We start from the raw sequence: 23021 nt of genomic DNA on the forward strand, positions 1-23021 counted from the left end.
TGTTGCGCGCATGCGGCAGCGGGCGTACGATGCTCTCAGGATGTGGCGACGACGATGGCGCATGCAGGGATGGCGGGACGGGTGGCGGATGGCGAGACGCGCGCTGCCCGGCATCGCGGGCGGTACGCTGCTGATCGTTGTCCTGGTGCTGGGAGGAGTCGCCGTGGCGGACGGTGATCTCCCAGCGCCGCCACCCGCCGAGCAGCCCGAAGCAACGCCCGGGAGCGCCGACGAGCGGTCGCCGGCCACGGGCGCGCCGGCGCCCCGCCGTGAGAAGCTGGACGGCGCGCTGGCGGCCATCGCCGAAACCGCCCTCACGGCCGGCGACGATGCGGCGCTGGCGGCGGCCCAGGCCGCCGGGCTGGCCATCAGCGGTGGGCAGATCCGGGTGCTGGTGGAGTGCGTCTCGCTCGATCTGGCGAACGCGCACGCGGCGATCCTGGCCGCTGGCGGCGTCGTGGAGGGCGAGTACGCCGACACGATCCAGGCCATGCTGCTGCCGTCAGCGCTCGACGTGGTGGCCGGCAGCCCCGACGTTCGATTCGTCCGAGCACCGGCCGGCCGCTCGACGGACGCCGCGCCCCTCCCCAACCGAGGCCGCTGACCGCTGACCGCTGACCGCTGACCGCTGACCGCTGACCGCTGACCGCTGACCGCTGACCGCTGACCGCTGACCAGCCTACGTCTGGCTGACGGCTCCGGCCAGCGCCCGCGCCACCGACTCGACATCGGGGATCGGCGGCTGCGTCATCACGGCGACTCCGTCCTCAACGTAGGCCGGGTGCCGCATCCCGTTCAGCACGCAGCTCACCCCGGGCGTCGATGCCACGAACCCCAGGGCGATGCGTGAGAGACGCTCGTTCCAGAGCGGCAACGGCAGCGACGGCTGAATCGCCGCTCGAATCTGCTCGGCCACGCGGGAATCCTGGCGGGTGGCCCTGGCCTGGAGCGGCTCGATCAGGGCGTTCAACTGGTCCTGGTACGCCTGGATCTCCGCCAGCTTCGCCGGATCCGGCAGCGTGCCCAGGGCCGCGACCAGCTCCCGCAGCCCACGCTGAGCCTCCGGCACGATCTCCGAGCGGAAGATCTGCTGAAACGCCTGCGGATAGGCGATCTCCTCCCAGATGCTCAGCAACAGCTCGGCGACGCGCGGCGGCACGATGCCGGGCGCAGCGTGCGCCAACTGGGCCTCGCGCTCCCCGAGCCGCTCCACCTGTGCCCGCAGGATCTCGTCGCTGCCGGGCGCGCCCGGTCGGGGCGGATCGGCCAGCCGGATCAGCCGCCCTGGCCGTCCGCCGATCCGCGCCATCGCGTTGAGCGGCCGATTGACCAGCACGCCGAGGTCGTGGCGCAGGGCCGCGCCCAGGGCCGTGCCCTCGGGCGTGTTCCGTTCCAGCAGCGCGCCGGCCTCGAACAGGTTGTACGGTAGCTGGAGGACCGCCATCTGCCCGCCTGACGCCTCGACCATCCGCGTCACGCTCGTCGCCTCGGGATCGTCCTCGGGCAGCACGCAGCTGTTAGACGAGACGCCGTACGCGCCGATGCGCCCGTTCGCCGCGGCGCCGTCGAGATACGCGAACGCCCGGGCGAGACGGTCGTAGAACTCGGCGCGGATCTGGTCCAGCAACCGTCCATCCTGGTGGTGGGCGGCGTCCAGCAGGAAGTACTCCGGGTTGTGGAGCAGCAGCACGTCGATGGTTTCGAGGCCCAGCCGGTCGAGCGCGCGGGACAGCTGATCGTCCAGAAACGCCGGCGAGATGCAGTACCAGCAGCCGTCCATGTACTTGACCATCTCGGGGAACGGCTGGCCCGCCGCCTCGCGCTGCTGGGCAAGCTCCAGGTTCGGCCCCTGGACGTACCCGATCTTGCTGACCACGACGATCTCGTCGCGCGGCAGGGCGGACTCGGCCAGCACCTCGCCGATGAGGCGCTCGGAATCCCCGAGCATGTAGTTGGACGAGGTGTCGAGCAGGTTCACGCCGGCCTCGAGCGCCGCCCGCAACGCCTCGCCGTGCAACGGGTCACGACGGCCCGTGCGGTAGCCTCCGAACCCGACCGACGACACGGTCAGGCCGGTACGGCCCAGGCGGCGGTAGCCCTCGCGTCCGGCAGCCCGCCGGGCCGTCCCCTGTGGCGTCGCCCGCCCCGCGATCATCGGCCGGTCACGCGAAGCTCGCTGAAGGCGAAGGCCAGCCGACGCGGCCGTGCGTAGGCATTGATCGCCGCGCCAACCGTCATTTGCACGGCGGCGTGATCCCAACCCGGAGACATCTTCTCCGTCACCACCCCCTGCGCGTACTCCAGGATCGGGTCGTGCTCGTACCTGGCCAGGAACTCGTCCAGGGTCATCTGCTCTGAGGCTATCGACATGGTGGGCACCCCCAGGCGCGCTCACTCTATCGTACCGCTCCGGCGCGGGGCACAATCCGCGCCGACAGCGCCGGCCATGGTACAAAATCGATTTCGTCGACACCGTTTGGTCTGACCACGCCTCAGAGGAGACGCCCCCACATGCGGTACACCACCTTCGGACGGACCGGCCTCACCGTCTCGCGGCTCTCGATGGGCTGCAATCGGCTCGGCGATCCTGGCGCCGACCCGGCTCAGTGGCCGCCTCTGGTCCGCAAGGCGCTCGACCTGGGCGTCACGTTCTTCGACACCTCCGAGAACTACAACGAGAGCCGCAGCGAGTCTGTCCTCGGGGAGGCCATCAGCGGCTACGATGGTCCGACCGTCATCGCCACCAAGGGCGGCTTCGGAACCGGCGCAGGCATCATCCGCGACTTCTCGGCCGAAGCGATCCTGCGCGGCGCGCGCGGCAGTCACGAGCGGCTGCGCCGCAAGAGCATCGAGCTGTACATGCTCCACAGCCCGACCGTCGAGCAGTTGGAGCAGTCCACCTACCCTGACGCCATCGAGCAGCTCAAGGCCGAAGGCACGATCGACTACTTCGGCATCTCGACCTCGAACCACGCCTCGGGCATCTGGGCCATCGAGCACGGCGCGGACTTCCTCCAGATCGAGTACGACATGCTCAACCCGACCGCCGAGGCTGAGCTGCTGCCGCTCGCGATCGAGCGCAACATCGGCATCATGATCCGGACACCGCTGGCTCGTGGCCTGCTGAGCGGCAAGTTCGCGGCGGGCCAGCCGATCCCGGCCGAGCAGCAGTGGCGTCGCCCGACCGGCGATCAACTCCAGCTACGCCTCGACCGTATCGAGCAGCTCCGCTTCCTGATCCGGCCGGGTCAGACGCTGGCGCAGGCGGCGCTGCGCTGGCTGCTGGCCCAGCCCGGCGTCCACTGTGTGATCCCCGGCGCGCGCACCGTCGAGCAGCTTGAGGACAACATCAGCGCCATCGACGGGGACATCACCGAGCACGAGCTGGCCCGCGTCAAGGAGATCCAGGCCGGCTGGTGGAAGGACGGTCGCTGGTAGCACACCGGGCGCGGCGAGCCCCCGCCACCCCCGCTGACCGACCGACGCGACGTGGTACAAGACCGTGGCAGCCAGAGGCCGTCGTCTCCGGCTCCCAGCACGAACTGACGCGATCCGCTGACGCCGGACCCCACTGGGGTCTGGCGTCGCGCTTTGGAGTCACCCGCTATGCGCTACACCACCTTCGGACGGACCGGCCTCGACGTCTCGCGGCTCTCGATGGGCTGCAACCGCCTCGGCGACGATGGCGCCGACCCGGCCCAGTGGCCGCCGCTCGTCCGGCGGGCCCTGGAGATGGGCGTCACCTTCTTCGACACCTCGAACAGCTACAACCAGGGGCGCAGCGAGGAGGTTCTGGGCGAGGTCACCAGCGCCTGGCCCACCCCGACGGTCGTCGCGACCAAGGGCGGCGTCCCGGTCATGACCAACGACTACCCCAACCGCGAGTTCTCGGCCGAGACGATCCAGCAAGTCGCCGAGGACAGCCTCAAGCGGCTGCGGCGTGACGCCATCGACCTGTACATGCTGCACAGCCCGAGCGTCCGGCAACTGGAGACGCACACCTGGGCGAAGGCCATCGACCGGCTCAAGGCCGACGGGAAGGTCCGCTACTTCGGCATTTCGACCGATGACCATGCCTCGGGCGTCTGGGCCATCAACCACGGGGCGGACTTCCTCCAAATCGAGTACGACATCCTCGACCCCTCCGCCGAGGATGAGCTGCTGCCGCTGGCCCGCAAGCACGACATCGGCATCATGATCCGCACGCCCCTGGCGCGCGGCCTGCTGAGCGGCAAGTTCCCGTCCGGCCAGGCGATCCCGGCCGAGCAGCAGTGGCGTCGTCCGACCGGCGACCGGCTCTCGCTGCGGTTGGGCCGTGTGGACCAGTTGCGGTTCCTGGTGCGCGACGGGCAGACCCTCGCCCAGGCGGCGCTGCGCTGGCTGCTGGCCCAGCCCGGCGTCCACTGCGTCATCCCCGGCGCCCGCACCGTCGAGCAGCTTGAGGACAACATCCAGGCCATCGATGGCGACATCACCGCCGAGGAAGTCGCCAGGGTGGCCGAGCTGCAGCGTCAGTGGCGCGCTGAGGGCCGCTGGTAGGCTGAGGTCGCGCGATGCCGCTCCAGAACCGCGTCACGCCGTTCGGCCTGCTCGTCGCCGTGCCCGAGCGCGGCACGCTGATGGGCAATCGCGGCATCCTGCACGACGCCGGGGGCCGCCTGCGCCGCCGCTGGGCCGGCCGGGCCTGGATCGCCTGCCTGCTCCAGTTCCGGGGCCGGCGCGGGCCGGTGATGGCCCCAGGCCACTACACGCGCCTCTTCTTTCTCGACGAGCCGACGACGCTGGCGGCCGGCCACCGGCCCTGCGCCGAGTGCCGCCACGCCGACTTCGTGCGCTTCCGCGAGGCCTGGGCGGCTGGCAACGTCCACCTGGGCCTCGGATCGCGACCGCGCGCCGCCGAGATCGACCGCGTGCTGCACGCCGAGCGGGTGGGACCGGGCGGCCGTAAGCGCACCCATCCTGCCGACCTCGCCACGCTCCCCGACGGCGCGGTGGTGACGTTCGACGCTGCTCACTCCGCGAGCGCCATGCTCCCGGACACACGGGGCGCCGGCCCTGCCGATCCTGACGCCTGTCTCGTCTGGCAGCGGCGGCTCTGGCAGTGGACCCCTGGCGGCTACCGGGCGACGGATCGCCCGCTCGACGGCCCGGCCGCCCTGCTGACGCCACCGTCCATCGTCGCAGCGCTCGAAGCCGGCTACGCGCCGATGCCGCCCGCTGTCCCGTGATGCCGCCGTCGCTCAGGTGACGCCGCCGACCACCGCAGGCCGCTGACGACGACGCCCCGCCAGCCACGCGGTCATCACGTCGCCCAGGCACGGCCGACCGATCAAGTAGCCCTGGATCTCGTCGCAGTCCAGCGACCGCGCGACGGCGAGCTGCCCGGCCGTCTCGATCCCTTCGGCCACCACCCGCACCCCAACCCGGTGCGCCAGCGTGGTCACAGCGCTCACAATCGCCTGGTGCACCGTGTCACGCTCGATGTCTACGAGAAATGCGCGGTCGATCTTGAGCGTCGAGACCGGGAAGCGCGAGAGGTACGCCAGCGACGAGTAGCCGGTCCCAAAGTCGTCTACAGCCAGGTGGACGCCGAGCGCCCGCAACTGGCCGAGCGCCTCCAGCGTCGACTCAGCGTGCTCCGCGACAACGCTCTCGGTCAGCTCCAGTTCGAGCGAGGCCGGGTCGATGCCGGACTCGGCCAGCAGCGCGGCCACCAGCGACGGCAGATCGCCATACTGGATCTGCCGCGCCGAGATGTTCACGCAGATGCGGTCCGGGGCCACACCGTCACGCTGCCACAGGGCCATCTGCTCGACGGCTCGGCGCAGCACCCACGCGCCCAGTGGCACGATCAGGCCGCTCTCTTCGGCCAGCGGGATGAACCGGTCGGGCGGGATCAGCCCGTGCTCGACGTGCTCCCACCGCACCAGCACCTCGACGCCAAACGTGCCCGGCCCGGCCAGCCCGACGATCGGCTGAAAGTGCAGCAGCAGCTCGTCCTGCGCGATAGCCGACCGCAGCTCGGCCTCCAGGGCCGCGCGCCCGGCAAGCGCGGGCGAGTGCGGGGCGACGACGCTCAGCGCTCGCCCCACCAGCACGCCGCCCCCGGCCCCCAGCGTGACGCCCAGCAGCAGGCCGCCCAGAATGGTCTCCTGCGCGAGACCTGCCGGCGCGTCCGTCAGCACGATCAGCATCACGGCGACCGGCAGCAGCCCCGAGATCGCGCAGGCAGCCAGCAGCCGCCAGTGCCATGGCGCACGGGCTGCCGAGTCCATCGCCGCATGGACACAGGCGGCCTGTCCCACGCTGGGCGCCGCCCCCGGCCACGGCGACGACGACCCGGCGCATGCCAGGGCGGCGGCCTGTTGGTGCGCGCCGGCCGGGATCCTATCGCGCGTTGGCGCGTGGCCTGTGTCGCCGTTCATCACGTGTTACGTGGGGATGTCAGAGCAGATTCGGTCGTTTCTCCCTGTTGCATCTCTGTGTCAACTCGGTCAGGGCGAAGCGGTCGTACCTGCTCGCGGCGGCGCTTCATCATGTGACCAGCGTACCGCGTCGCGGTGCAGGAAACTGTGCCGTGGGGGATTGTCGGCCTGTTCGCCCAGCCCCTAGACTCACCGTCAACACGAGCGCACCAGCTGCCGGGCAGGAGGCCCGAGCAGCCGGAGGAGCGCAGCCTGAGGAGCACCCCCATCAGCACGACCCAGCCGCTGGCTCCTGCCACCCGCCCGCCACGCCCTCGTCGTCGGCCGCTGGCGGATGACGCCGGCTCGGCGGGCGTCGTCAGCACGCGCTACGTGACGTTCGGTTCCGTGGAGCGTCCGCTGCTCCTGGAACGCGGCGGGCAGCTGGGGCCGGTCACGCTCGCCTACGAGACGTACGGCACGCTGGCCCCGGACGGCGGCAACGCGATCCTGGCCTGCCACGCACTCTCGGGCGACGCGCACGCGGCCGGCTGGAGCACCGAAACAAACGCCCCGAGCGCCGTAGACGGCATGGGGGCGGACGACAAGGGCATCGTTGCACGCGGCGGGCTGGGCTGGTGGGACGGCATGATCGGCCCCGGCAAGGCGTTCGACACGACCGAGTACTTCGTGATCTGCTCGAACGTCATCGGAAGCTGCCGTGGCTCAACCGGCCCCGCCTCGACCGACCCGGCCAGCGGACGGCCCTACGGCTCACGCTTTCCGCTGGTCACGGTCGGCGATATGGTCCGCGCCCAACGCGAGCTGCTCCGGCAGCTCGGCGTCGAACGGCTGCTGGCGGTCGCCGGCGGCTCGCTGGGCGGCAACCAGGCGCTGGAGTGGACCATCGCCTTCCCGGAGCTGGTCGGCGGGTGCGTCGCCATCGCCACCTGCGCCAGCCTGAGCCCGCAGGGCATCGCCTGGAACGAGATCGGGCGGCAGGCGATCGTGGCCGATCCAGCCTGGAAGGGCGGCGACTACTACGACGGCCCGCAGCCGGCGCTCGGGCTGGCGGTGGCGCGGATGATCGGGCACGTCACCTACCTGAGCGAGCAGTCGATGATGGCGAAGTTCGGGCGCGAGCGACGCCTGCCAGACCCGTCGCACCTCGCACGGGAGCACGTCGCGACGGCCGCCCACGGGGATCCTACGCTCGGCCCGTTCGAGGTGGAGAGCTACCTGCACTACCAGGGTCAGCGGTTCGTGGACCGGTTCGACGCCAACGCGTACCTCGCCATCAGCCGCGCCATCGACGAGTTCGATCTGGCGGCGGCCTGGGGGCACGGCTCGCTGGCGAAGGCGTTCGAGCGGGCGCGCGCGACGTTCCTGGCGCTCTCGTTCAGCTCGGACTGGCTCTATCCGCCGCATGAGTCGCAGCGGATCGCCGAGGCGCTCCGAGAGGCCGGCCGCGAGGTGACCTACCGCAACCTCAAATCGGGGTACGGCCACGACGCCTTCCTGCTGGAAGAGGGCCGCCAGACGAGCCTGATCCGGCCGTTCCTGGCCCGCCTGCGGGAGCAGACCCGCCGCTGACCGCCCGTCCGGTTCCGTAGCGATACGCTCCACGGCCGACCCAGGCGCCAGACATACCGAAGCGCGGGCCTCACGGCCCGCGCTTCACAAACGGTCCGCCGTCGACGGGGAGCGGCGTGCCAGCGCCGCCCCTGCCAGACTACACCCGGACCGGCGCTCCGTGCGGCACGACCGCGCCAGCCTCGTTCGTCGCCGGCAGCGCAACCCAGCTGGCGATCAGGGCGAAGAAGGAGATCAGCGACGCGGCGAGGATGATGCTGTCCATCTGAAGGTCTCTCCCAATCAAGGTGTGCGCGCGGAGCGCAAGGCGTCGAGCGGAGCGCTTTCTGTACGTCTGTGGTTCAGACTAGAGCTGGTAGGCAGGCTCGCCGTGCTGCGAGAGATCGAGGCCCAGGACCTCTTCCTGCTCGGGGACACGGAGGCCGATGATCGCGTCGACAAGCTTGAGGATGATGAAGGTCATCACCCCGCAGAAGACCCAGGCCACCACGACCGTGATCAACTGCGTGACGAACAGGCTGGGATTGCCGTACAGGAGGCCGTCCTTGCCCGCCGGGTTGACGGCGGCCGAGGCGAAGATACCCGTCGCGATGGCGCCCCAGGTGCCGCCGATGCCGTGCACCGCCCAGACATCCAGCGCGTCGTCGACCCGCAGCCGCTCGCGGAGCTGGATCGCGAAGTAGCAGACCACGCCGCCACCGAGGCCGATCAGGATGGCCGAGGTCGGGGTCACGAATCCGGCCGCGGGGGTGATCGCCACCAGGCCCGCGACAGCGCCCGCCGCTGCACCGAGCACGCTCGGGTGGCCCTTGTGCGCCCAGGCGACCGTCACCCAGGCCAGCGCACCCATCGCCGCCGCCGTGTTCGTGGTCACGAAGGCCGTCGCCGCGAGGCCGTTCGCCCCGAGCGCGCTGCCAGCGTTGAACCCGAACCAGCCGAACCAGAGCAGGCCAGCGCCAAGCACTGTCATGGTGAGATCGTGCGGCTCCATCTTCTCCTTGCCCAGGCCAACGCGGTGGCCGAGGACTGTCGCGGCGACGATGGCCGAGACGCCCGAGGAGATGTGGACGACGAGACCGCCAGCAAAATCGAGCGCGCCGAGCGCCCGGATCCAGCCGAGCTTCTCGTTCGGGCCGCCGACATCGGTGCCCGCCCAGACCCAGTGGCAGAGCGGCGCGTAGACGAACGTTGCCCACAGGAGGCTGAACAGCACGAACGCCTTGAAGCGCTTGCGCTCGGCGAAGGCGCCCGTGATGAGCGCTGGTGTGATGATGGCGAACATCATCTGGAACGCCATGAAGGCGTAGTGCGGAATGGTGGCCGCGTAGTCTGCGTTGGGCTCAACGCCGACACCATTCAGGCCAACCCACTGCAGCCCACCGATGAACCCGCCGATGGACGGGCCGAAAGCCAGGCTGTATCCCCAAAGAACCCATTCGACACTGATAAGGCCGAGGATAAAGAACGAGTGCATGAGCGTCGACAGGACGTTCTTCGGGCGGACCAGTCCGCCGTAGAAGAGCGCCAGGCCCGGAGTCATCAGCATGACGAGCGCGGCGGATGCCAGCACCCACGCAGTGTCTCCTGCCGACTGGGCGGCCTTTACTGCCGCTTCCAGTTCTTCTGGGCTCATAGGGCCGTAGTCCCTCCCGCTGGTGATACGTGAAGAGTAGGCCTGTTTCAAACCCACGCCAACGGGCGTCCCGTACAGAAAAGAAAAACGGGCCTTGTGCATTTCGCACAAGGCCCGTTGTCGCCTCCGACGAAACTCGTCGGCGTTCTCGAAGGGAGCAGCTAGTTACGGCCTCGCGGGCCACGCTGGCCGGCGCCCTGACCGGGCGTCCTGTCCAACATGGCGTCAATGTTCGCCGTCATGCGCTCCGTCATCTGCTTGGCCTGGTCGGCCGTCAGGCGGCCCGCGGCCACCGCCTCGTCGATCCGAGCCTGGTGCGCTTCGAGCAGCTTCGCCTTGAGCGTGTCACGGCTGATGCCCTTCGCCTCGGCCACCTGCGCGAGGCTCTTGCCAGCCATCATCTCCGTGCGAAGCTCCTGCGGAGTCATCCCCAGGATGTTGGCGATATCCTGCGGGCCGCCCTGCCGCATGCCCGGACCGCCCTGCTGACCCTGACCCTGGCGCGGGCCCGGTCCCTGGCGCGGACCCATGCCCTGCTGGGGGCCGCCCTGGCGCGGACCCATCCCCTGCGGGCCCATACCCTGCCGTGGACCCTGGCCGTTCTGGATCGCCTGGATCAGCTGGTTGGCGCGGTCCTGATCGAGCTTGCCATCCGCCACGGCCTTGTTGATCAGGTCGATGCGGGCCTGCTTCTGCGCCTCCTGCAGCTGTGTCGAGCTGACGCCCAGCCGCCCGGCCAGGGCGTCCTGGTACGCCTGATGCATCTGTTCGCGCTGCTGCTGGTCGCCCTGCTGCATGCCCCGGCCACCGCGCGGCCCTGGCTTCGTGGCTGGCGTCGGCGTGGCTGCCTGCTGCAGCTGCGTCAGCCCGGCCACGTCGGTGGCGGCCCAGGCCGAGCCAGACGGGAGCACCATGCTGGTGCCGGCGATCGCTGCGATCAGGGCCAGCGAGGCGCCCGCCGCCGCGATCCTGGTCTTGGTCGTTCGTGCGTTCATGTGGGAGTCTCCAGTGCCAGGCGGCGTCGCCGTTCGGGGCGTTTCATCCGCGCGCTCCTGACACTTGAATCGTAGTGTTGAATTGCTAACGACCTGCTAACGCCGGAGCAAGCGCAGGTCAAGTCTGACGGTCGGGCCGCGGTTCATGTACGGGACCCCGGCGCCGCGTGCGGCTGGTGGATGCTGCCCGACTTTCACGAGTGTACACTGCCGCCATGAGCGGACCGCCCCTCTTCGCCCAGCTTGCCGCGCGCTTCGGCGCGCAGCCCGAACGGCTCGCCGTCGAGAGCCTCGCCTTCCTGCTGTCTGGCTCGGGCGCGGTGCGCGCCGCCGTCGGCGACCTCTGCACGATCGCTGCGCCACAGCTTGCATCAGTCAGCCAGGGGCTGCGGTTCGGGAGCAGGCCGGACGCTGACGAGCGACGTCAGGCAGGGCCGGTCGGCCTGGACCGGCACGGCGCGGCGCGCGTCATCGTGGACGGCCGCTTCTGGTCCGCCCTGCCAGCCGATCAGCCAGTCAGTGCGCTTCGGCAGCTCGCGCCACACGTCGAGAGCGCCCTGCTGATCCTCGCGCCGCCGGAGCGGTTTACGGCGCTCTGGGCCGAGGTTCGCCGCCGCTGCCGGCTGGCGGGCCTGCCGGTCCACGGCGACCATGCTATCGGCGATCCGATCCGTTGGACGCGGGTGGGCGAGCGACAGACTGTCATCCTGACGAGCTGGAGCGCCGTGCTGGCCGGGGCGCGCACACGGCTCCAGGCGGCAGGCGACGCTGACACTCTGGCCGAGATCGAGCAGCTGGCTGGCCTGTGCGCGCAGCTCGACGGGGAGGCGTTCATGCCGCTCGGGATCGACGAGCTGTCGAGCACGGTGGCGCGGCGGCTCTCGCAGCTGGCCGGGCTGGTCGAGCAATTGGCCCAGAACTGTCAGGGCAGCGGCCTGTGCCTGAGCGCCGAGCCTGACGGTCATGCCGAGCCGGGCCACCTCGGGTATCGGCTGCGGTTCTCGGGCGTCTCGCTGGTGGTCTGCTTCAGCGTCTCACGGTGGGCGGCGCTCCGCGAGACGCCCTTCTGGCTGCTGGTCTACGACGCCGATGGCCGCCCGGCACGGGGCGTCGAGGCGCGCCTGGGGGCGCTGGCGTCCGAGATTCCCCCACGCTTGCTGCGAGACGCCGAGTCCGACGCGCCGCTGGTACCGCTCATCCCGCCGGTCGGCGTGGACCGCGAGGCCGTCTTGTCGGAGCTGGAACGGCAGGTTGAGGCGGTCGCGCGCTTGCTCGGAGAAGGCCCCACGACCGGGTTCGGCTCGGCCGGCTGACTGGCCTTCCGGGCGGATCGCGCCGAGCCTGACGGCACGGTTGCCGCCGGTTTGGGAGCCGTGGCCAACGACCTGGATGCGGCCGGCACTCCAGCCGCCTCGACCGCCTGGCGGTCACGCCGGCGAGCCGGCCGCTTCACGCCCGACGGCTCGACCTCGGCGGCGACTCCATCAGCCAATGCTGCGCTCTCGGCGGCTGACTCGCCCGACGGCGAGCCAACCCGCTTCCGCCGAGCGCCACGCGTCGCGCGAGCCGGCGGAGCGGCTGGTTCGAGCAGCATCGCAGCATCCCGATCCGGGCGGCCAGCGGCGGCAGGCCGGGCGTCCGCGTCAGCAGTGTCGGTATCCAGTCCAGCAGGCGAGACAGCCACGACAGCGTCAGCGCGATCAGCGCGATCAGCGCGATCAGCGCCCGGAGCATGGTCGAGTGCGGCCTCCCGCGCTACGGCCTCCGACTCGCCCGGCACCGCCGGTGGCAGCCCGAGCGGCGCGTCGATCTGCGCCTCGGCCGCACGCCAGCCGCCCTCCTGCCGCTTGCGCTCGCGCCGACGCCGGGTGGTGGCACGGACCGGCCGCGCCGGACCGCTCTCGGCGAGCACGGCACGCTCGTCGGCCACCACGACAGCCGCGACAGATGCCGACTCCATCACGGCCCCGGCCTTGCGTCGGCGGGCGCGGGCTGGCTCCAGCGACTCGTCCCGCCCGACCCAGAAATGATGCTTCAGTACCGACGGGTCTGGCCGGACCAGCAGCGTCGTATCGGCAAACAGCTCGTCGGGGTGGACGTGGCAGCAGTTGGCCGGACGGCCGAACCGGGCGGCAAAGCGCTCGGCAGCCTCGGCGAGCCGGGCCTGCGGGGACAGGCGGCGGTTGGCATCGTACCAGAGGAGCCCGAGCTTCATGACGCCCTCCTCGGCGCAGGCGGGAGACGATCCGGATCGTGATAGAACTGGTGTTCTATTGTACACCGGTCGGTCCGCGGCCGTCTGTTCCCGGGCCGCTACAATTCTGTGATCATGCGCGTTCTGGGTATCGAGAGCTCCTGCGACGAGACGGCCTCCGCCATCGTGGTGGACGGGCGTCTGCTCGAATCGAACGTGGTCGCCTCGCAGGAGGATGTCCACCGCGAGACCGGCGGCGTGGTCCCCGAGACGGCGTCGCGGCTGCACTTGCGGGCCATCGGGCCGGTCATCCAGCGGGCCTTCGCCGAGGCCGGCCGCACCTGGGACGACATCGACGTGATCGCGGTGACGCGCGGTCCGGGTCTGGCCGGGTCATTGCTGGTGGGCGTGAACGCGGCCAAGGCGCTGGCGTTCGCGCGCGGGCTGCCGCTGGTGGGGGTCAACCACCTGGAGGGGCACGTCTACGCGAACTGGCTGGTGGAGGGCGTCGAGCCGGTCTTCCCCGTCATCTGCCTGATCGTCTCGGGCGGCCACTCCGACATCGTGCTGATGCGCGGCCACGGTCAGTACGAGCGGCTCGGCTGGACCCTTGACGATGCGCCCGGCGAGGCGTTCGACAAGGCGGCGCGGATGATGGGCCTGCGCTATCCTGGCGGCCCGTCGATCCAGAAAGCCGCCGCCACCGGCGACCCGACCCGCTACCCGTTGCCGCGCGCCTGGCTGCGCCCGACCTGGAACTTCAGCTTCAGCGGCCTGAAGACGGCCGTCCACCGAACCGTCCACGAGGCTGGCGACAGCCTGAACGTCCCTGATCTGGCGGCCTCGTTTCAGGAAGCGGTCGTGGACGTCCTCGCCACCAAGGCCGTTGAGGCCGCCCGCGAGCACGGCGCGAACACCATCGCGCTGGCGGGCGGCGTCGCGTCGAATCTGGCGCTGCGTCAGCGAGTCCAGCAGTTGAGCGGCGGCCCGGTGCTGATCCCGCCGGTCTCGCTGTGCACCGACAACGGCGCGATGATCGCGTCAGTCGGCTACTTCCGCTACGCGGCCGGCGAGCGCTCGGCCCTCGACCTCGACGTGATCCCGGTCCTGCCGATCGCCGAGCGCGCCGCCAGTTAGCTCACCGCCTCACGGTCCGGCTGATCGCCATCGTCGGGACACTCCGGCTCGGGGCGGCGCAGACCGAACGCCACCAGCACGCCATCGGCAAACTGGGTCAAATCGTTGGTCCAGACCTCGGCGTGGCGCTCGATGTAGTCGTCGTCCAGGTGGTCGAACTCCTCATGCGCCAGCGTCACGAGCCGCGTGGACGTAGCCAGTCGCTCGCTCAGGTCCGGGTCGATCACGTCATGCCGGGCCAGCATCCGGAATAGCGCCATGTGGTGATCCCAGTGCTCCCAGCCGGCATCGAGGATGATCGTCTCGGCGAGGGCGATGGCCGATTCAAGGGCGCGCAGCATATTGTGCTCGACCAGATCGTCGATCTCACGCTGGAGCAGGAAATCGTGGCGTGACCCGCGCGTCTCACGCACGCGCGCGACATGCCGGTCCAGGCGCTGAATCCAGTAGAGCGTGCCGCGCGGATCCTTCACCAAGCGCCCTCCTGGCTCACGCTCCAACGACGCTCCGTATCGTCGACGCCACCTGCAGCTCGCGCTTGCGTCAGTCTGCCAGCTCGTCCAGCGGGATCTCAAGCCCTGGGAACAGTGTCGGGCGGAAGACCTCGCCGGGGTCAACCGTGCAGACCAATTGGTAGCCCCGCTCGCCGAGCACCCGTTCCTCGATGCGTGGGCCTTCGGGATCGAGGATCCAGTAGTGCGTCACGCCGGCCGCACCGTAGCGGCGCAGCTTGATGCCCCGATCCCGGGCCTCGGTACTCGGCGACAGCACCTCGACCACCAGATCAGGCGGCCCCTCGACGCCCCGCTCGGAGATGTAGTGCGCCCGCTCGTGCGAGATGAAGATGATATCCGGCTCCAGGCCGTTCTCATCATCCAGTACCACGCCAGTGGGGGCCGGCACGACATAGCCAAGATGATGGTCATCAACCCAGTTGATGACGCGCTTGTTCAGTCGATTGAGTTGTAGCTGGTGCCTCCATGCCGGACTTGGACTCACGTAGAGCTCCCCATCGATTACCTCGTAGATTTTGCCGTTGTCCGGTGCGTCCCAGATGTCCGACGCCAGGAAGCGAACGCCGTGTGCCGCCATCTCCAGCCTCCTACAGCCAGTGTACACGCGCCACGCCCGACTACGGACAAGAAAGGCCCCCTCTCCCGGTGTGCGGGAAAGGGGGGGTGGGAGTGGCGGGAGCCAGCGAGCGCCTACCCCTTGACCGACCCTGCCGTCAGCCCGCTCACCACGAACCGCTGCGCCACGAAGTACAGCAGCACCACCGGCATGCTCATCAGCGTGGCTCCGGCCATGATCATTCCCCACAGGAAGATGTCCCCGAAGACCAGCTTCGTCATGCCCGGCGAGAGCGTCATCTTGGTGCTGTCGTTCATCAAGATGAAGGCGTAGAGGTACTCGTTCCAGGAGAGCGTGAAGGCGAAGATCGTCGCGGCGGCCACGCCCGGCGCGGCCAGCGGCAGGATGATCAGCACCATCGCCTGCACCCGCGTCGCGCCGTCCACCAGCGCCGCTTCCTCAAGCTCGCGCGGGATGCTGGTCAGGTACGCCCGCAGCATCCAGGTGCAGAACGGCACCGTGAAGATCAGGTAGCTCAGCACCAGCCCGAAATAGTCGTCGGTCAGGCCGAGCACGCTGAGGATCACGAAGACCGGCACCACGAGCAGCGTGGCCGGGAAGATGTACGCCAGGAAGAACGTCCCCGCCAGGAAGCCCCGCCCTGGGTAGCGCAGCCGTGCCAGGCTGTAGGCCGCCATCGTCCCGACGACCACCGCCAGCAGCGTGGTGATCATCGAGACCGCCGCGCTGTTCCACATCCAGAGCATGAACGGGTACTCGCGGATGAGCTGCGCGAAGGCGTCCAGCGTGATCCGCTTGGGCAGCAGGCTGATCTTCGCGCTGTACGAGAGCGTCGGCGGATCGAACGCCGTCAGCAGCATCCAGTACAGCGGGAAGATCACGATCACCAGGGCAGTCCCCAGCACGGACCACTGGAGCACCAGCTTGACGATGCGCTCCTGCTGAAGCGTCCCGGACCGGCTCGCGCCCGAGCCGCGCGCCTCCTGCACATTGATGGTCTGAACGGCGTTGCTCATCCTGCTTCCTCCCGCTTGTTCAAGAAGCGCGTCAGCAGCACGATCAACACGATCAGCAGCGGCAGCATCAGCACCGAGATCGCCACGCCCTTGCCAAGCTCCAGGCCGCGAATCGCCACCTTGTAGGTCAGCGTCGCCAGCACGTCCGTCGCGTTGCCGGGTCCGCCCTTCGTCAGCAGCCAGATGATCGCGAAGTCGTTCAGGGTGAAAATGGTCGAGAGCAGCGTCACCACCGCCATCACCGGCGCCAGCCCCGGCAGCGTGACGTGGCGGAACCGAGCGACCATCCCCGCGCCATCGACCTTGGCGGCGTCGTACTGGTCGCTGCCGACCGTCTGGAGGCCGGCCAGCAGGGTCATGCTGAAGAAGGGGAACCCCTTCCAGACGTTGACGGCAATGACCGAGATCATCGCCAGGACCGGGTCGCTCAGGAACAGCACCGGCCGTTCGACCAGCCCCGTGCCCATGAGGACATGGTTGAAGACGCCGGCCACGTCGCTGTACATCCACATCCAGATCAGGACCGCCACCAGGGATGGCAGCGCCCACGGCAGGATCATGATCGAGCGGACGATGCCGCGCCCTGGCATCGACTCGTTCAGGGCCAGCGCGACCGCCGTGCCGATGACCAGCTTCAGCGCCACCGAGCTGCCGGCGAAGACCAGGACGTTGCGGACCACGATCCAGAACGTCCAGTCCGTGACCAGCGTGATGTAGTTGTCCAGCCCGATGAACGGCGCGGCGGCCTGCCCGATCAGCTTCTTCTGGAGGCTCATGATCACAGCGGTCAGGAACGGGTAGCCGACCAGCATGAGCAGCAGGAACGCCGCTGGCGCGAGCAACAGGTAGCCGAGCGTGGCGTCGCGCGGCAGGCGGAAGCGTCTCGCGGACGAGACGGGCACGGCGGCAGTTCTCAGCGCCATGGTGACTCCCGTGTCTCAGGAACGGGCACGAGCGGCCCACGATCCACGGATCAGCGGGCCGCTCGCTCCCAGGGGATCAGGCTACGGCTTCTTGAACTTCGCCTCGGCTTCCTTCGCCTTCTGGTCCAGGAACTTGATCGCCTCCTCGGGGCTCTTGCCGTTCGCGCCGACCATCTGCATCGCCTCGCCCATAGCCGAGACGCCGAGGTCGTCGAAGACGGGGTTGCGCCCGCCGTCGGCGAACGGCGCCAGCGCGTACGGGATGATCTCCTGCTGGATCTGCTTGTTCCACTCGTCCTTGGTGAAGAAGTCGATGTTGGCGTAGTTCTTCAGCGCCGAGAACCAGTAGGAGCCGGCCGCCTCGAGGTTGCCAGGGTACCGCTCCTTCGAGAGCGCCTTCATGATGATCCGCTTGGACTCCTCGATGTACGGGGAGTTCTTGTTGATCACGAACATGAACCCGTCAGCCGTGGTGACCGGCGGGTTGCCGCCGCTGCCCGGCCAGGGTGTGAAGATCGAGTTCTTGAGCATGTTCATGTCGTCCTTCCGCATCGAAAGGACGGTGCTGCCGGTGTTCGAGATCGCGGCGACCTGCCCGCTGAGCCAGGCCTTGTTGTTGCCAGCGGCGTCCCACTGAAGGACGCCCTGCGGCATCACCTTGTGGGTGGTGTACATGTCCGTATACGCCTTGAAACCAGCGATGTTCTTCGGCGTGTCGAGGGTGGCTTTCGCCTCCTTGTCGAACATCCTGCCGCCGTGCGCCATCATCGCGCAGAGCAGGTTGCCGGCAAAGTCCGCGTTCGCCATCTGGCCACCGAAGCCGTACATGGCCCCCTTGGTGACCTTCTTGAACCCCTCGATCATCTCCTCCCACGTCTTGAACGGGACGGTCACGCCGGCGGCGGAGAAGACATCCTTCCGCAGGTGGAGCAGCCACGGCTCGACGTTGATCGGGATGCCGATGCGCTTGCCGTTCATCAGCGAGAACTTCTCGGGCGCGTCGAACCAGCCGCCGCCGGTCTTCCCGACCTCGTCGTACAGGTCCGGCACTTCCAGGCCAAAGCCGTTCTGGTACCAGAGCGCCCCGCTGGTGGTCATCGTCACGTCTGGAAGCTGCTTCGCCTCCATCGCCACGACTTCCTTCTGCACGTGGTCGTCGTTGCTGAACATCTCGATCTTGACCTCGAAGCCGCTCTCCTGGGCCGCCATCTTGACGGAGTCCGAGAGCCAGGCGTTCGACTCGGGCAAGAACTGCTGCCGACCCCAGAAGGTCACGACCTTGCCAGCGCCGGAGGTCTTGGCTGGCGCTTGCTGAGCCGCTGCTGCCGGCTGGGCCGGCTGGCCGGCCGGTGCCGCCGCTGCAGGCTTCGTCTCGGCCGGCTTGCTCTCAGCCGGCTTCGCGCCAGGAGCCTGGACTGTGCCCGTACAGGCGCTCAAGAGCGCCGCGCTCGCGGTCAGGCCCAGGCCAAGCAGGAAACTACGTCGCTGAATCCGCACGCTGGTCATCCTCGACACCTCTCAGTGGGTACGCATGTGGCGCGCCGGTGCGCCAGAACCTCGATCCACGGACGGTTGCGCGGTCGCGTATGCAGTTTGGCGATCGCCGGGATGGTGCGTCGTGCATCATCCCGGAAGTCTCGTCATGGTACTCCGCTGCCACTCGAAGGGCAAGAGTGACCGAGACGAGCGCCCAGGGCGATCCCATGATGGCCTCGTCGTGCAGCCCCGACGGGGCTTTGGGAACACCAACGATCATGCAATCATCCTGCGGCTAACCTGCCATCAATCGCGCACACGACGGCGTGGAGGCACCATGGAGATCACACGGATCTGGTCTACAGCGGACGGCGTCGCCCACTTCGAGCAGATGGCCGAGCCATCCTCATTCGCCGAGTACGTCCCCGGCATGCCCACAGAGCGCACCACGCCGCGCGCCGCCACCGAGGCGCACGTCGCGATCACCCCGGTCGGGATGCTGATGCCGTGGCACCCCTCGCCGCGCCGGCACCTGTGCATTACGCTGTCGGGGGAGGTTGAGATTCGCGTGGGCGATGGCAGCACCCGCCGGTTCACGGCTGGCGGCATGTACCTCGGCGAGGACCGCTCCGGCCAGGGCCACGAAACCGAGGCCATCGGGCCGGAGCCGTGGGTTCACCTGGTCGTCTCGCTGGCCGACGAGTGACGATACCTTGATGAGGCAGGCCTGCGGGACGACGCGGGCCTACTGGCCGGTCGCTGAGAGCGTCACGGCGCCGGTGTCGTCGAACTTTGCGCCCTTGACCTCGCGGCCAGAGACGAGGTTCAGGGTGGTGTCGCCATTCGCATCGAACGACCAGCGCCCCAGGATGCCGTCGTAGTCGCGGGTCGCCAGCACGGCGTCGCGGATGGCCGCGCGGTCCTTGCGGCCAGCCCGCTTGATGGCGTCGAGCGCCACCTTCGTCGCCTCGTAGGCGTAGGCGGCGTACACCTCCGGCTCGGCCCCGGTCCGCACCTTGAATGAGCGATACCACTCGCCACCACGCCCCGTCAGCTTGCTCGGCGCGATGCCGCTGAACGTCACCAGGACGCCCTCGGAGGCGTCGCCCAACGCCTCGACAAAGGTCGGCTGGTAGAGGCCGTCCGGCCCCATCAGCCTGACGTTCGGCCCGAGCGAAGCGCGCAGCTCCTTGAAGACACGCGACGCGCTGTTCTCGGTCAGGCCGCCGTAGTAGACCAGATCGGGGCTGGCGCTCTTGACCTTGCCGGCGATGCCGAAGAAGTCCGGCGCGCGCGGATCGACGGCCTCGGGCGGGCCGATCACCTGCATGCCGAGCTTGCCCGCCTGCTCCGCGAACGCCGCCGCCAGCGTCCGACCGTACAGCTCGGTATCGTGGAGCACGTAGACCTTGTTCGCGCCGAGTGACTTCGCCCAGAACGCCGCCGCGGCGCCCTGGACCTCGTCGGCCGGGATCGTCCGCGCGAAGTTCCGCTTGCCGTTGGGATAGAGGCTCTCCGGCTCGCCGCCGTCACCTCGGCCGGGCCGAGTCAGCCCGCTGTACGTGGCCGAGGGGCTGATCGCCACCAGGTCGGCCCCATTGAGGATCGGGATCGCCACCCGCGCCGCGCCCGAGTTGTATGGCCCGAGGTAGACCATCGCATCCGGATCGGCCGCCGCCTTCTGCGCGTTCTCGGCCTCCTTGCCCGCATCCCAGGCGTTGCGCTCAGCCGTGGCGTCGTCCCAGTCTTCGTACACGATCTGCGCGCCGTCCACCCGGCTGGATACCTCGTCAAGCGCCAGCTTGATGGCGAAGACGATGGAGTCGGTCTGGGTCTTCGCCGGCCCGATCCTGGGCAGCGAGGACACGATCTTGATCGGGCCGGCAAGCTGGCCCGGTGCACCGGGTGAGGCGGCAGCGGCCACCGGCGCGACGGGCACCACCACGTTCGCCGCGCCGGCCGGCCTGGGGGACGGCTGCGGCGCGGACGCGGTCGCCGGCGACACGGCAGCGGCCGGCGGGGCCGTTGGCTTCGCGGCGACGCTCGCAGGTGAGGCGGCTGCACCAACGGTGGGCGATTCCGCGGCGGCCGGTGAGGGCGGCAACGGCGCGCGCGTCGGCGGGATCGTGATGCCGCCGCTGCTGCACGCCGTCAGCAGCGTCAGCGCCAGAGCTGTCAGAACGAGGCGCGTCAGACGAACAACTCCCCCTCTCCCGCGTGCGGGGGAGGGGGTTGGGGGGTGGGGGGTTCGGAGCCCGCTCCGGATCAAGCTGTCCCGGACAACATCTGCAGCTCGACGGTCGTGCGCGGGGTCGTCGGGAGCCAGGCCGGCCGCCGCGTCTCGAACTCCGAGATGGCGTCCTCGTGCGCCAGCGTCAGCCCGATGTCGTCCAGGCCGTTGAGCAGGCAGTGCTTGCGGAACGGCTCGATCTCAAACGTGTAGTCCAGGCCGTGCCCGTCCGAGATCGTCTGGTTCTCAAGGTCGATGGTCAGCCCGAAACCCGGCTCGCCGTTCGCCCAGTCGGCGATCGTCTTGCACTGCTCCTCGGGCAGCCGGATCAGCAGGATGCCGTTCTTGGCCGCGTTGTTGAAGAAGATGTCCGCGAACGACGGCGCGATGACGGCCCGGAAGCCGTACTGCTGGAGCGCCCAGGGCGCGTGCTCACGCGAGGAGCCGCAGCCGAAGTTGTCGCCGGCCACCAGCACCGAGCCGTCTGCATACTCTGTCCGGTTCAGGACGAAGTCCGGATCGCTGCGCCAGCGCTCGAAGAGGAACTGGCCCCAGCCGGTCCGCTCGATGCGCTTCAGGTGCACGGCCGGGATGATCTGGTCGGTGTCAACATTGGTGCGGTACAGCGGGACGACCTTGCCCGCGTGGGTCGTGAACTTCTCCATGACGACTCTATCCTTCCATCTTCCAGTCGCGGATGTCCACGAAATGGCCGGCGATGGCCGCCGCCGCCGCCATGGCCGGGCTGACGAGGTGGGTCCGGCCGCCGCGTCCCTGCCGCCCCTCGAAGTTGCGGTTCGAGGTCGAGGCGCAGCGCTCGCCGGGCGCCAGGATGTCGGGGTTCATACCCAGGCACATCGAGCAGCCGGCCTCGCGCCACTCGAAACCGGCATCCAGGAAGACCTTGTCCAGCCCCATCTTCTCGGCCTGGACCTTGACCTGCTGCGAGCCGGGCACGACCAGCGCCCGCACCTTCGGGTTGACGGTGTGCCCACGCACGACCTGCGCCGCGATGGTCAGATCCTCGATGCGCGAGTTGGTGCACGAGCCGATGAATACCCGGTCCAGCGAGATGTCCTCCATCGCCGTGCCGGCCTTCAGGTCCATGTAGGCCAGGGCGCGCTCGGCGGCCTCGCGGGCCGTCTCCGACTCCATCGCGTTCGGGTCGGGCACGCGGCCCGTCACCGGGACCACCATGCTCGGGTTGGTGCCCCACGACACGAACGGCGCAAGCTCGGCAGCATCGAAGATCTCGACGCGGTCGTAGGTCGCCCCCTCGTCGGTCTTGAGCGAGCGCCAGTAGTCGAGGGCCTGTTCCCAGAGCTTCCCCTTCGGCGCGTGCGGACGGCCCTCGATGTACCGGAACGTCGTCTCGTCCGGGGCGACGATGCCGACCCGGCCGCCGCCCTCGATGGACATGTTCGAGACGGTCATCCGTCCTTCCATCGAGAGGCTGCGGATCGCCGAGCCCGTGTACTCGATGGCGTGACCGGTCGCGCCGCCGATGCCGATGCGCCCGATGATCCCGAGGATGATGTCCTTGGCCGTCACGCCGGCCGGCAGCTCGCCGTCAACCCGGATCTCCATCAGCTTCGGGCGGGCCTGGATCAGCGTCTGCGTCGCCAGGACGTGCTCGACCTCGGAGGTGCCGATGCCGAATGCCACCGCGCCAAATGCACCGTGGGTGGCGGTGTGGCTGTCGCCGCAGACCACCGTCATGCCCGGCAGGGTCAGGCCCAGCTCGGGACCGATGACGTGCACGATGCCCTGCATCGGGCTGAGCGCGCCCTCCAGCCGCAGCCCGAACTCCGCGCAGTTGCGGTCGAGCGCGTCAAGCTGCTGCTTGGAGATCGGGTCTTCGATGGGCAACGTGCGGTCGGTGGTAGCGACGTTGTGGTCGGCCGTGGCGATGGTCAGGTCGGTCCGCCGAACCTGCCGGCCGCTGAGGCGGAGGCTCTCGAACGGCTGCGGCGACGTGACCTCGTGTACGAGATGCAGGTCGATGTAGATGAGCGCCGGCTCGCCGGGCTCTTCGCGGACGACGTGGTCTTGCCAGACTTTCTCGAACAGCGTGCGCGGGGCACTGGAACCGTTGGCGCCCATGCCTTCACCCCTCGTGGACTCGATGCCCGCCCCCGGCCTGGATCGCCCCTGCTCGCACAAGCGCAGGCGGCCTGGCGGATGTTGCCTGCCGCGCTCGACGGCGAGCGCGGCAGCCAGCATCTGGTGGCAGGCATCCTTCTAGCAGCGATGCTACCGGCAGATCAGCTAAAAGGGCAAGACCGATTTCCTGCCCATGCCATCACGACCTATGATATCGACGGCGGT

General features: G+C 69.3%; 23 protein-coding genes. 9 read left to right on the plus strand and 14 right to left on the minus strand.

Going from position 1 to position 23021, the window contains the following annotated elements:
• Nucleotides 1-88: 88 nt before the first annotated feature.
• Nucleotides 89-604 (plus strand): hypothetical protein, encoded by a 516-nt coding sequence (locus IT306_10760; protein MCC7368895.1) that lies wholly within the window; start codon nucleotides 89-91, stop codon nucleotides 602-604.
• A 75-nt stretch (nucleotides 605-679) separates the two neighbouring features.
• Here IT306_10760 and IT306_10765 read toward each other — a convergent pair whose 3' ends face one another.
• Together IT306_10765 and IT306_10770 are read right to left on the minus strand one after the other, a co-directional pair.
• Nucleotides 680-2155 carry an aldo/keto reductase gene (locus IT306_10765; GenBank protein ID MCC7368896.1) on the minus strand — a complete coding sequence of 492 codons (1476 nt, stop codon included), beginning with the start codon at nucleotides 2153-2155 and terminating at the stop codon, nucleotides 680-682.
• On the minus strand, nucleotides 2152-2370 hold the full coding sequence (locus tag IT306_10770) for a Uma2 family endonuclease (protein ID MCC7368897.1): 219 nt from the start codon (nucleotides 2368-2370) through the stop codon (nucleotides 2152-2154). Before IT306_10770 ends, IT306_10765 begins: the two co-directional genes overlap by 4 nt.
• A 141-nt stretch (nucleotides 2371-2511) precedes the next feature.
• Here IT306_10770 and IT306_10775 point away from each other — a divergent pair, with 141 nt between their 5' ends.
• The 3 genes from IT306_10775 to IT306_10785 all read left to right on the plus strand — a co-directional run bounded on the left by IT306_10775 (nucleotide 2512) and on the right by IT306_10785 (nucleotide 5228).
• A complete protein-coding gene (locus tag IT306_10775; GenBank protein MCC7368898.1) occupies nucleotides 2512-3438 on the plus strand; it encodes an aldo/keto reductase in 927 nt (308 codons plus the stop codon).
• A gap of 168 nt (nucleotides 3439-3606) precedes the next feature.
• Nucleotides 3607-4539: an aldo/keto reductase gene (locus IT306_10780; GenBank protein MCC7368899.1), complete on the plus strand. Its 933-nt coding sequence runs from the start codon at nucleotides 3607-3609 to the stop codon at nucleotides 4537-4539.
• A gap of 14 nt (nucleotides 4540-4553) precedes the next feature.
• The gene (locus IT306_10785; protein MCC7368900.1) at nucleotides 4554-5228 is read left to right on the plus strand and encodes a hypothetical protein; all 675 of its coding nucleotides are present in this window, start codon (nucleotides 4554-4556) and stop codon (nucleotides 5226-5228) included.
• Nucleotides 5229-5240: 12 nt separating this feature from the next.
• Here the strand turns inward: IT306_10785 and IT306_10790 are convergent, their stop codons facing one another.
• Nucleotides 5241-6305, minus strand: coding sequence for an EAL domain-containing protein (locus IT306_10790; GenBank protein MCC7368901.1), 1065 nt, complete (start codon nucleotides 6303-6305; stop codon nucleotides 5241-5243).
• Nucleotides 6306-6752: 447 nt separating this feature from the next.
• On the opposite strand from IT306_10790, the gene IT306_10795 reads away from it, so the two are divergent.
• Nucleotides 6753-7997: a homoserine O-acetyltransferase gene (locus IT306_10795; protein MCC7368902.1), complete on the plus strand. Its 1245-nt coding sequence runs from the start codon at nucleotides 6753-6755 to the stop codon at nucleotides 7995-7997.
• Nucleotides 7998-8343: 346 nt separating this feature from the next.
• On the opposite strand, the gene IT306_10800 is transcribed toward IT306_10795, so the two are convergent.
• Nucleotides 8344-9630 (minus strand): ammonium transporter, encoded by a 1287-nt coding sequence (locus tag IT306_10800; protein MCC7368903.1) that lies wholly within the window; start codon nucleotides 9628-9630, stop codon nucleotides 8344-8346.
• A 161-nt stretch (nucleotides 9631-9791) separates the two neighbouring features.
• The gene (locus tag IT306_10805) at nucleotides 9792-10625 is read right to left on the minus strand and encodes a hypothetical protein (protein ID MCC7368904.1); all 834 of its coding nucleotides are present in this window, start codon (nucleotides 10623-10625) and stop codon (nucleotides 9792-9794) included.
• Between the two features lie 215 nt (nucleotides 10626-10840).
• Here IT306_10805 and IT306_10810 point away from each other — a divergent pair, with 215 nt between their 5' ends.
• Nucleotides 10841-11938: a hypothetical protein gene (locus IT306_10810; GenBank protein ID MCC7368905.1), complete on the plus strand. Its 1098-nt coding sequence runs from the start codon at nucleotides 10841-10843 to the stop codon at nucleotides 11936-11938.
• A 136-nt stretch (nucleotides 11939-12074) separates the two neighbouring features.
• Here the strand turns inward: IT306_10810 and IT306_10815 are convergent, their stop codons facing one another.
• The gene (locus IT306_10815) at nucleotides 12075-12359 is read right to left on the minus strand and encodes a hypothetical protein (GenBank protein MCC7368906.1); all 285 of its coding nucleotides are present in this window, start codon (nucleotides 12357-12359) and stop codon (nucleotides 12075-12077) included.
• On the opposite strand from IT306_10815, the gene IT306_10820 reads away from it, so the two are divergent.
• Nucleotides 12358-12882, plus strand: coding sequence for a hypothetical protein (locus tag IT306_10820; protein MCC7368907.1), 525 nt, complete (start codon nucleotides 12358-12360; stop codon nucleotides 12880-12882). The two genes, IT306_10815 and IT306_10820, sit on opposite strands and share 2 nt — an antisense overlap.
• Before the next feature lie 72 nt (nucleotides 12883-12954).
• On the plus strand, nucleotides 12955-13956 hold the full coding sequence (gene tsaD, locus IT306_10825) for a tRNA (adenosine(37)-N6)-threonylcarbamoyltransferase complex transferase subunit TsaD (GenBank protein MCC7368908.1): 1002 nt from the start codon (nucleotides 12955-12957) through the stop codon (nucleotides 13954-13956).
• On the opposite strand, the gene IT306_10830 is transcribed toward tsaD, so the two are convergent.
• The 5 genes from IT306_10830 to IT306_10850 all read right to left on the minus strand — a co-directional run bounded on the left by IT306_10830 (nucleotide 13953) and on the right by IT306_10850 (nucleotide 18484).
• The gene (locus tag IT306_10830; GenBank protein MCC7368909.1) at nucleotides 13953-14429 is read right to left on the minus strand and encodes a DUF86 domain-containing protein; all 477 of its coding nucleotides are present in this window, start codon (nucleotides 14427-14429) and stop codon (nucleotides 13953-13955) included. The two genes, tsaD and IT306_10830, sit on opposite strands and share 4 nt — an antisense overlap.
• 70 nt (nucleotides 14430-14499) lie before the next feature.
• On the minus strand, nucleotides 14500-15048 hold the full coding sequence (locus tag IT306_10835) for a Uma2 family endonuclease (GenBank protein ID MCC7368910.1): 549 nt from the start codon (nucleotides 15046-15048) through the stop codon (nucleotides 14500-14502).
• Nucleotides 15049-15161: 113 nt separating this feature from the next.
• On the minus strand, nucleotides 15162-16064 hold the full coding sequence (locus IT306_10840) for a carbohydrate ABC transporter permease (protein ID MCC7368911.1): 903 nt from the start codon (nucleotides 16062-16064) through the stop codon (nucleotides 15162-15164).
• The gene (locus tag IT306_10845) at nucleotides 16061-16987 is read right to left on the minus strand and encodes a sugar ABC transporter permease (GenBank protein MCC7368912.1); all 927 of its coding nucleotides are present in this window, start codon (nucleotides 16985-16987) and stop codon (nucleotides 16061-16063) included. The genes IT306_10840 and IT306_10845 overlap by 4 nt, the downstream gene beginning before the upstream one ends.
• A gap of 81 nt (nucleotides 16988-17068) precedes the next feature.
• Nucleotides 17069-18484, minus strand: coding sequence for a hypothetical protein (locus tag IT306_10850; GenBank protein ID MCC7368913.1), 1416 nt, complete (start codon nucleotides 18482-18484; stop codon nucleotides 17069-17071).
• A 316-nt stretch (nucleotides 18485-18800) separates the two neighbouring features.
• Here IT306_10850 and IT306_10855 point away from each other — a divergent pair, with 316 nt between their 5' ends.
• Nucleotides 18801-19169: a hypothetical protein gene (locus tag IT306_10855; protein MCC7368914.1), complete on the plus strand. Its 369-nt coding sequence runs from the start codon at nucleotides 18801-18803 to the stop codon at nucleotides 19167-19169.
• 39 nt (nucleotides 19170-19208) lie between these two features.
• Here the strand turns inward: IT306_10855 and IT306_10860 are convergent, their stop codons facing one another.
• The 3 genes from IT306_10860 to leuC form a co-directional block, all read right to left on the minus strand.
• Complete coding sequence (locus IT306_10860; protein ID MCC7368915.1) at nucleotides 19209-20387, minus strand: branched-chain amino acid ABC transporter substrate-binding protein; 1179 nt, start codon at nucleotides 20385-20387, stop codon at nucleotides 19209-19211.
• A 341-nt stretch (nucleotides 20388-20728) separates the two neighbouring features.
• A complete protein-coding gene (gene leuD, locus IT306_10865) occupies nucleotides 20729-21358 on the minus strand; it encodes a 3-isopropylmalate dehydratase small subunit (GenBank protein ID MCC7368916.1) in 630 nt (209 codons plus the stop codon).
• Between the two features lie 7 nt (nucleotides 21359-21365).
• The gene (gene leuC, locus IT306_10870; GenBank protein MCC7368917.1) at nucleotides 21366-22796 is read right to left on the minus strand and encodes a 3-isopropylmalate dehydratase large subunit; all 1431 of its coding nucleotides are present in this window, start codon (nucleotides 22794-22796) and stop codon (nucleotides 21366-21368) included.
• Between the last annotated feature and the right edge of the window lie 225 nt (nucleotides 22797-23021).

It is taken from the genome of Chloroflexota bacterium (genome assembly GCA_020850535.1).
In the GTDB taxonomy this organism is placed as follows: domain Bacteria; phylum Chloroflexota; class UBA6077; order UBA6077; family JACCZL01; genus JADZEM01.

Coding starts and splice junctions, on each gene's coding strand:
- IT306_10760 (MCC7368895.1), top strand. CDS start 89: ATGGCGAGACGCGCGCTGCCCGGCATCGCGGGCGGTACGCTGCTGATC.
- IT306_10765 (MCC7368896.1), bottom strand. CDS start 2,155: ATGATCGCGGGGCGGGCGACGCCACAGGGGACGGCCCGGCGGGCTGCC.
- IT306_10770 (MCC7368897.1), bottom strand. CDS start 2,370: ATGTCGATAGCCTCAGAGCAGATGACCCTGGACGAGTTCCTGGCCAGG.
- IT306_10775 (MCC7368898.1), top strand. CDS start 2,512: ATGCGGTACACCACCTTCGGACGGACCGGCCTCACCGTCTCGCGGCTC.
- IT306_10780 (MCC7368899.1), top strand. CDS start 3,607: ATGCGCTACACCACCTTCGGACGGACCGGCCTCGACGTCTCGCGGCTC.
- IT306_10785 (MCC7368900.1), top strand. CDS start 4,554: ATGCCGCTCCAGAACCGCGTCACGCCGTTCGGCCTGCTCGTCGCCGTG.
- IT306_10800 (MCC7368903.1), bottom strand. CDS start 9,630: ATGAGCCCAGAAGAACTGGAAGCGGCAGTAAAGGCCGCCCAGTCGGCA.
- IT306_10805 (MCC7368904.1), bottom strand. CDS start 10,625: ATGAACGCACGAACGACCAAGACCAGGATCGCGGCGGCGGGCGCCTCG.
- IT306_10810 (MCC7368905.1), top strand. CDS start 10,841: ATGAGCGGACCGCCCCTCTTCGCCCAGCTTGCCGCGCGCTTCGGCGCG.
- IT306_10820 (MCC7368907.1), top strand. CDS start 12,358: ATGGTCGAGTGCGGCCTCCCGCGCTACGGCCTCCGACTCGCCCGGCAC.
- IT306_10815 (MCC7368906.1), bottom strand. CDS start 12,359: ATGCTCCGGGCGCTGATCGCGCTGATCGCGCTGATCGCGCTGACGCTG.
- tsaD (MCC7368908.1), top strand. CDS start 12,955: ATGCGCGTTCTGGGTATCGAGAGCTCCTGCGACGAGACGGCCTCCGCC.
- IT306_10835 (MCC7368910.1), bottom strand. CDS start 15,048: ATGGCGGCACACGGCGTTCGCTTCCTGGCGTCGGACATCTGGGACGCA.
- IT306_10840 (MCC7368911.1), bottom strand. CDS start 16,064: ATGAGCAACGCCGTTCAGACCATCAATGTGCAGGAGGCGCGCGGCTCG.
- IT306_10845 (MCC7368912.1), bottom strand. CDS start 16,987: ATGGCGCTGAGAACTGCCGCCGTGCCCGTCTCGTCCGCGAGACGCTTC.
- IT306_10855 (MCC7368914.1), top strand. CDS start 18,801: ATGGAGATCACACGGATCTGGTCTACAGCGGACGGCGTCGCCCACTTC.
- leuD (MCC7368916.1), bottom strand. CDS start 21,358: ATGGAGAAGTTCACGACCCACGCGGGCAAGGTCGTCCCGCTGTACCGC.
- leuC (MCC7368917.1), bottom strand. CDS start 22,796: ATGGGCGCCAACGGTTCCAGTGCCCCGCGCACGCTGTTCGAGAAAGTC.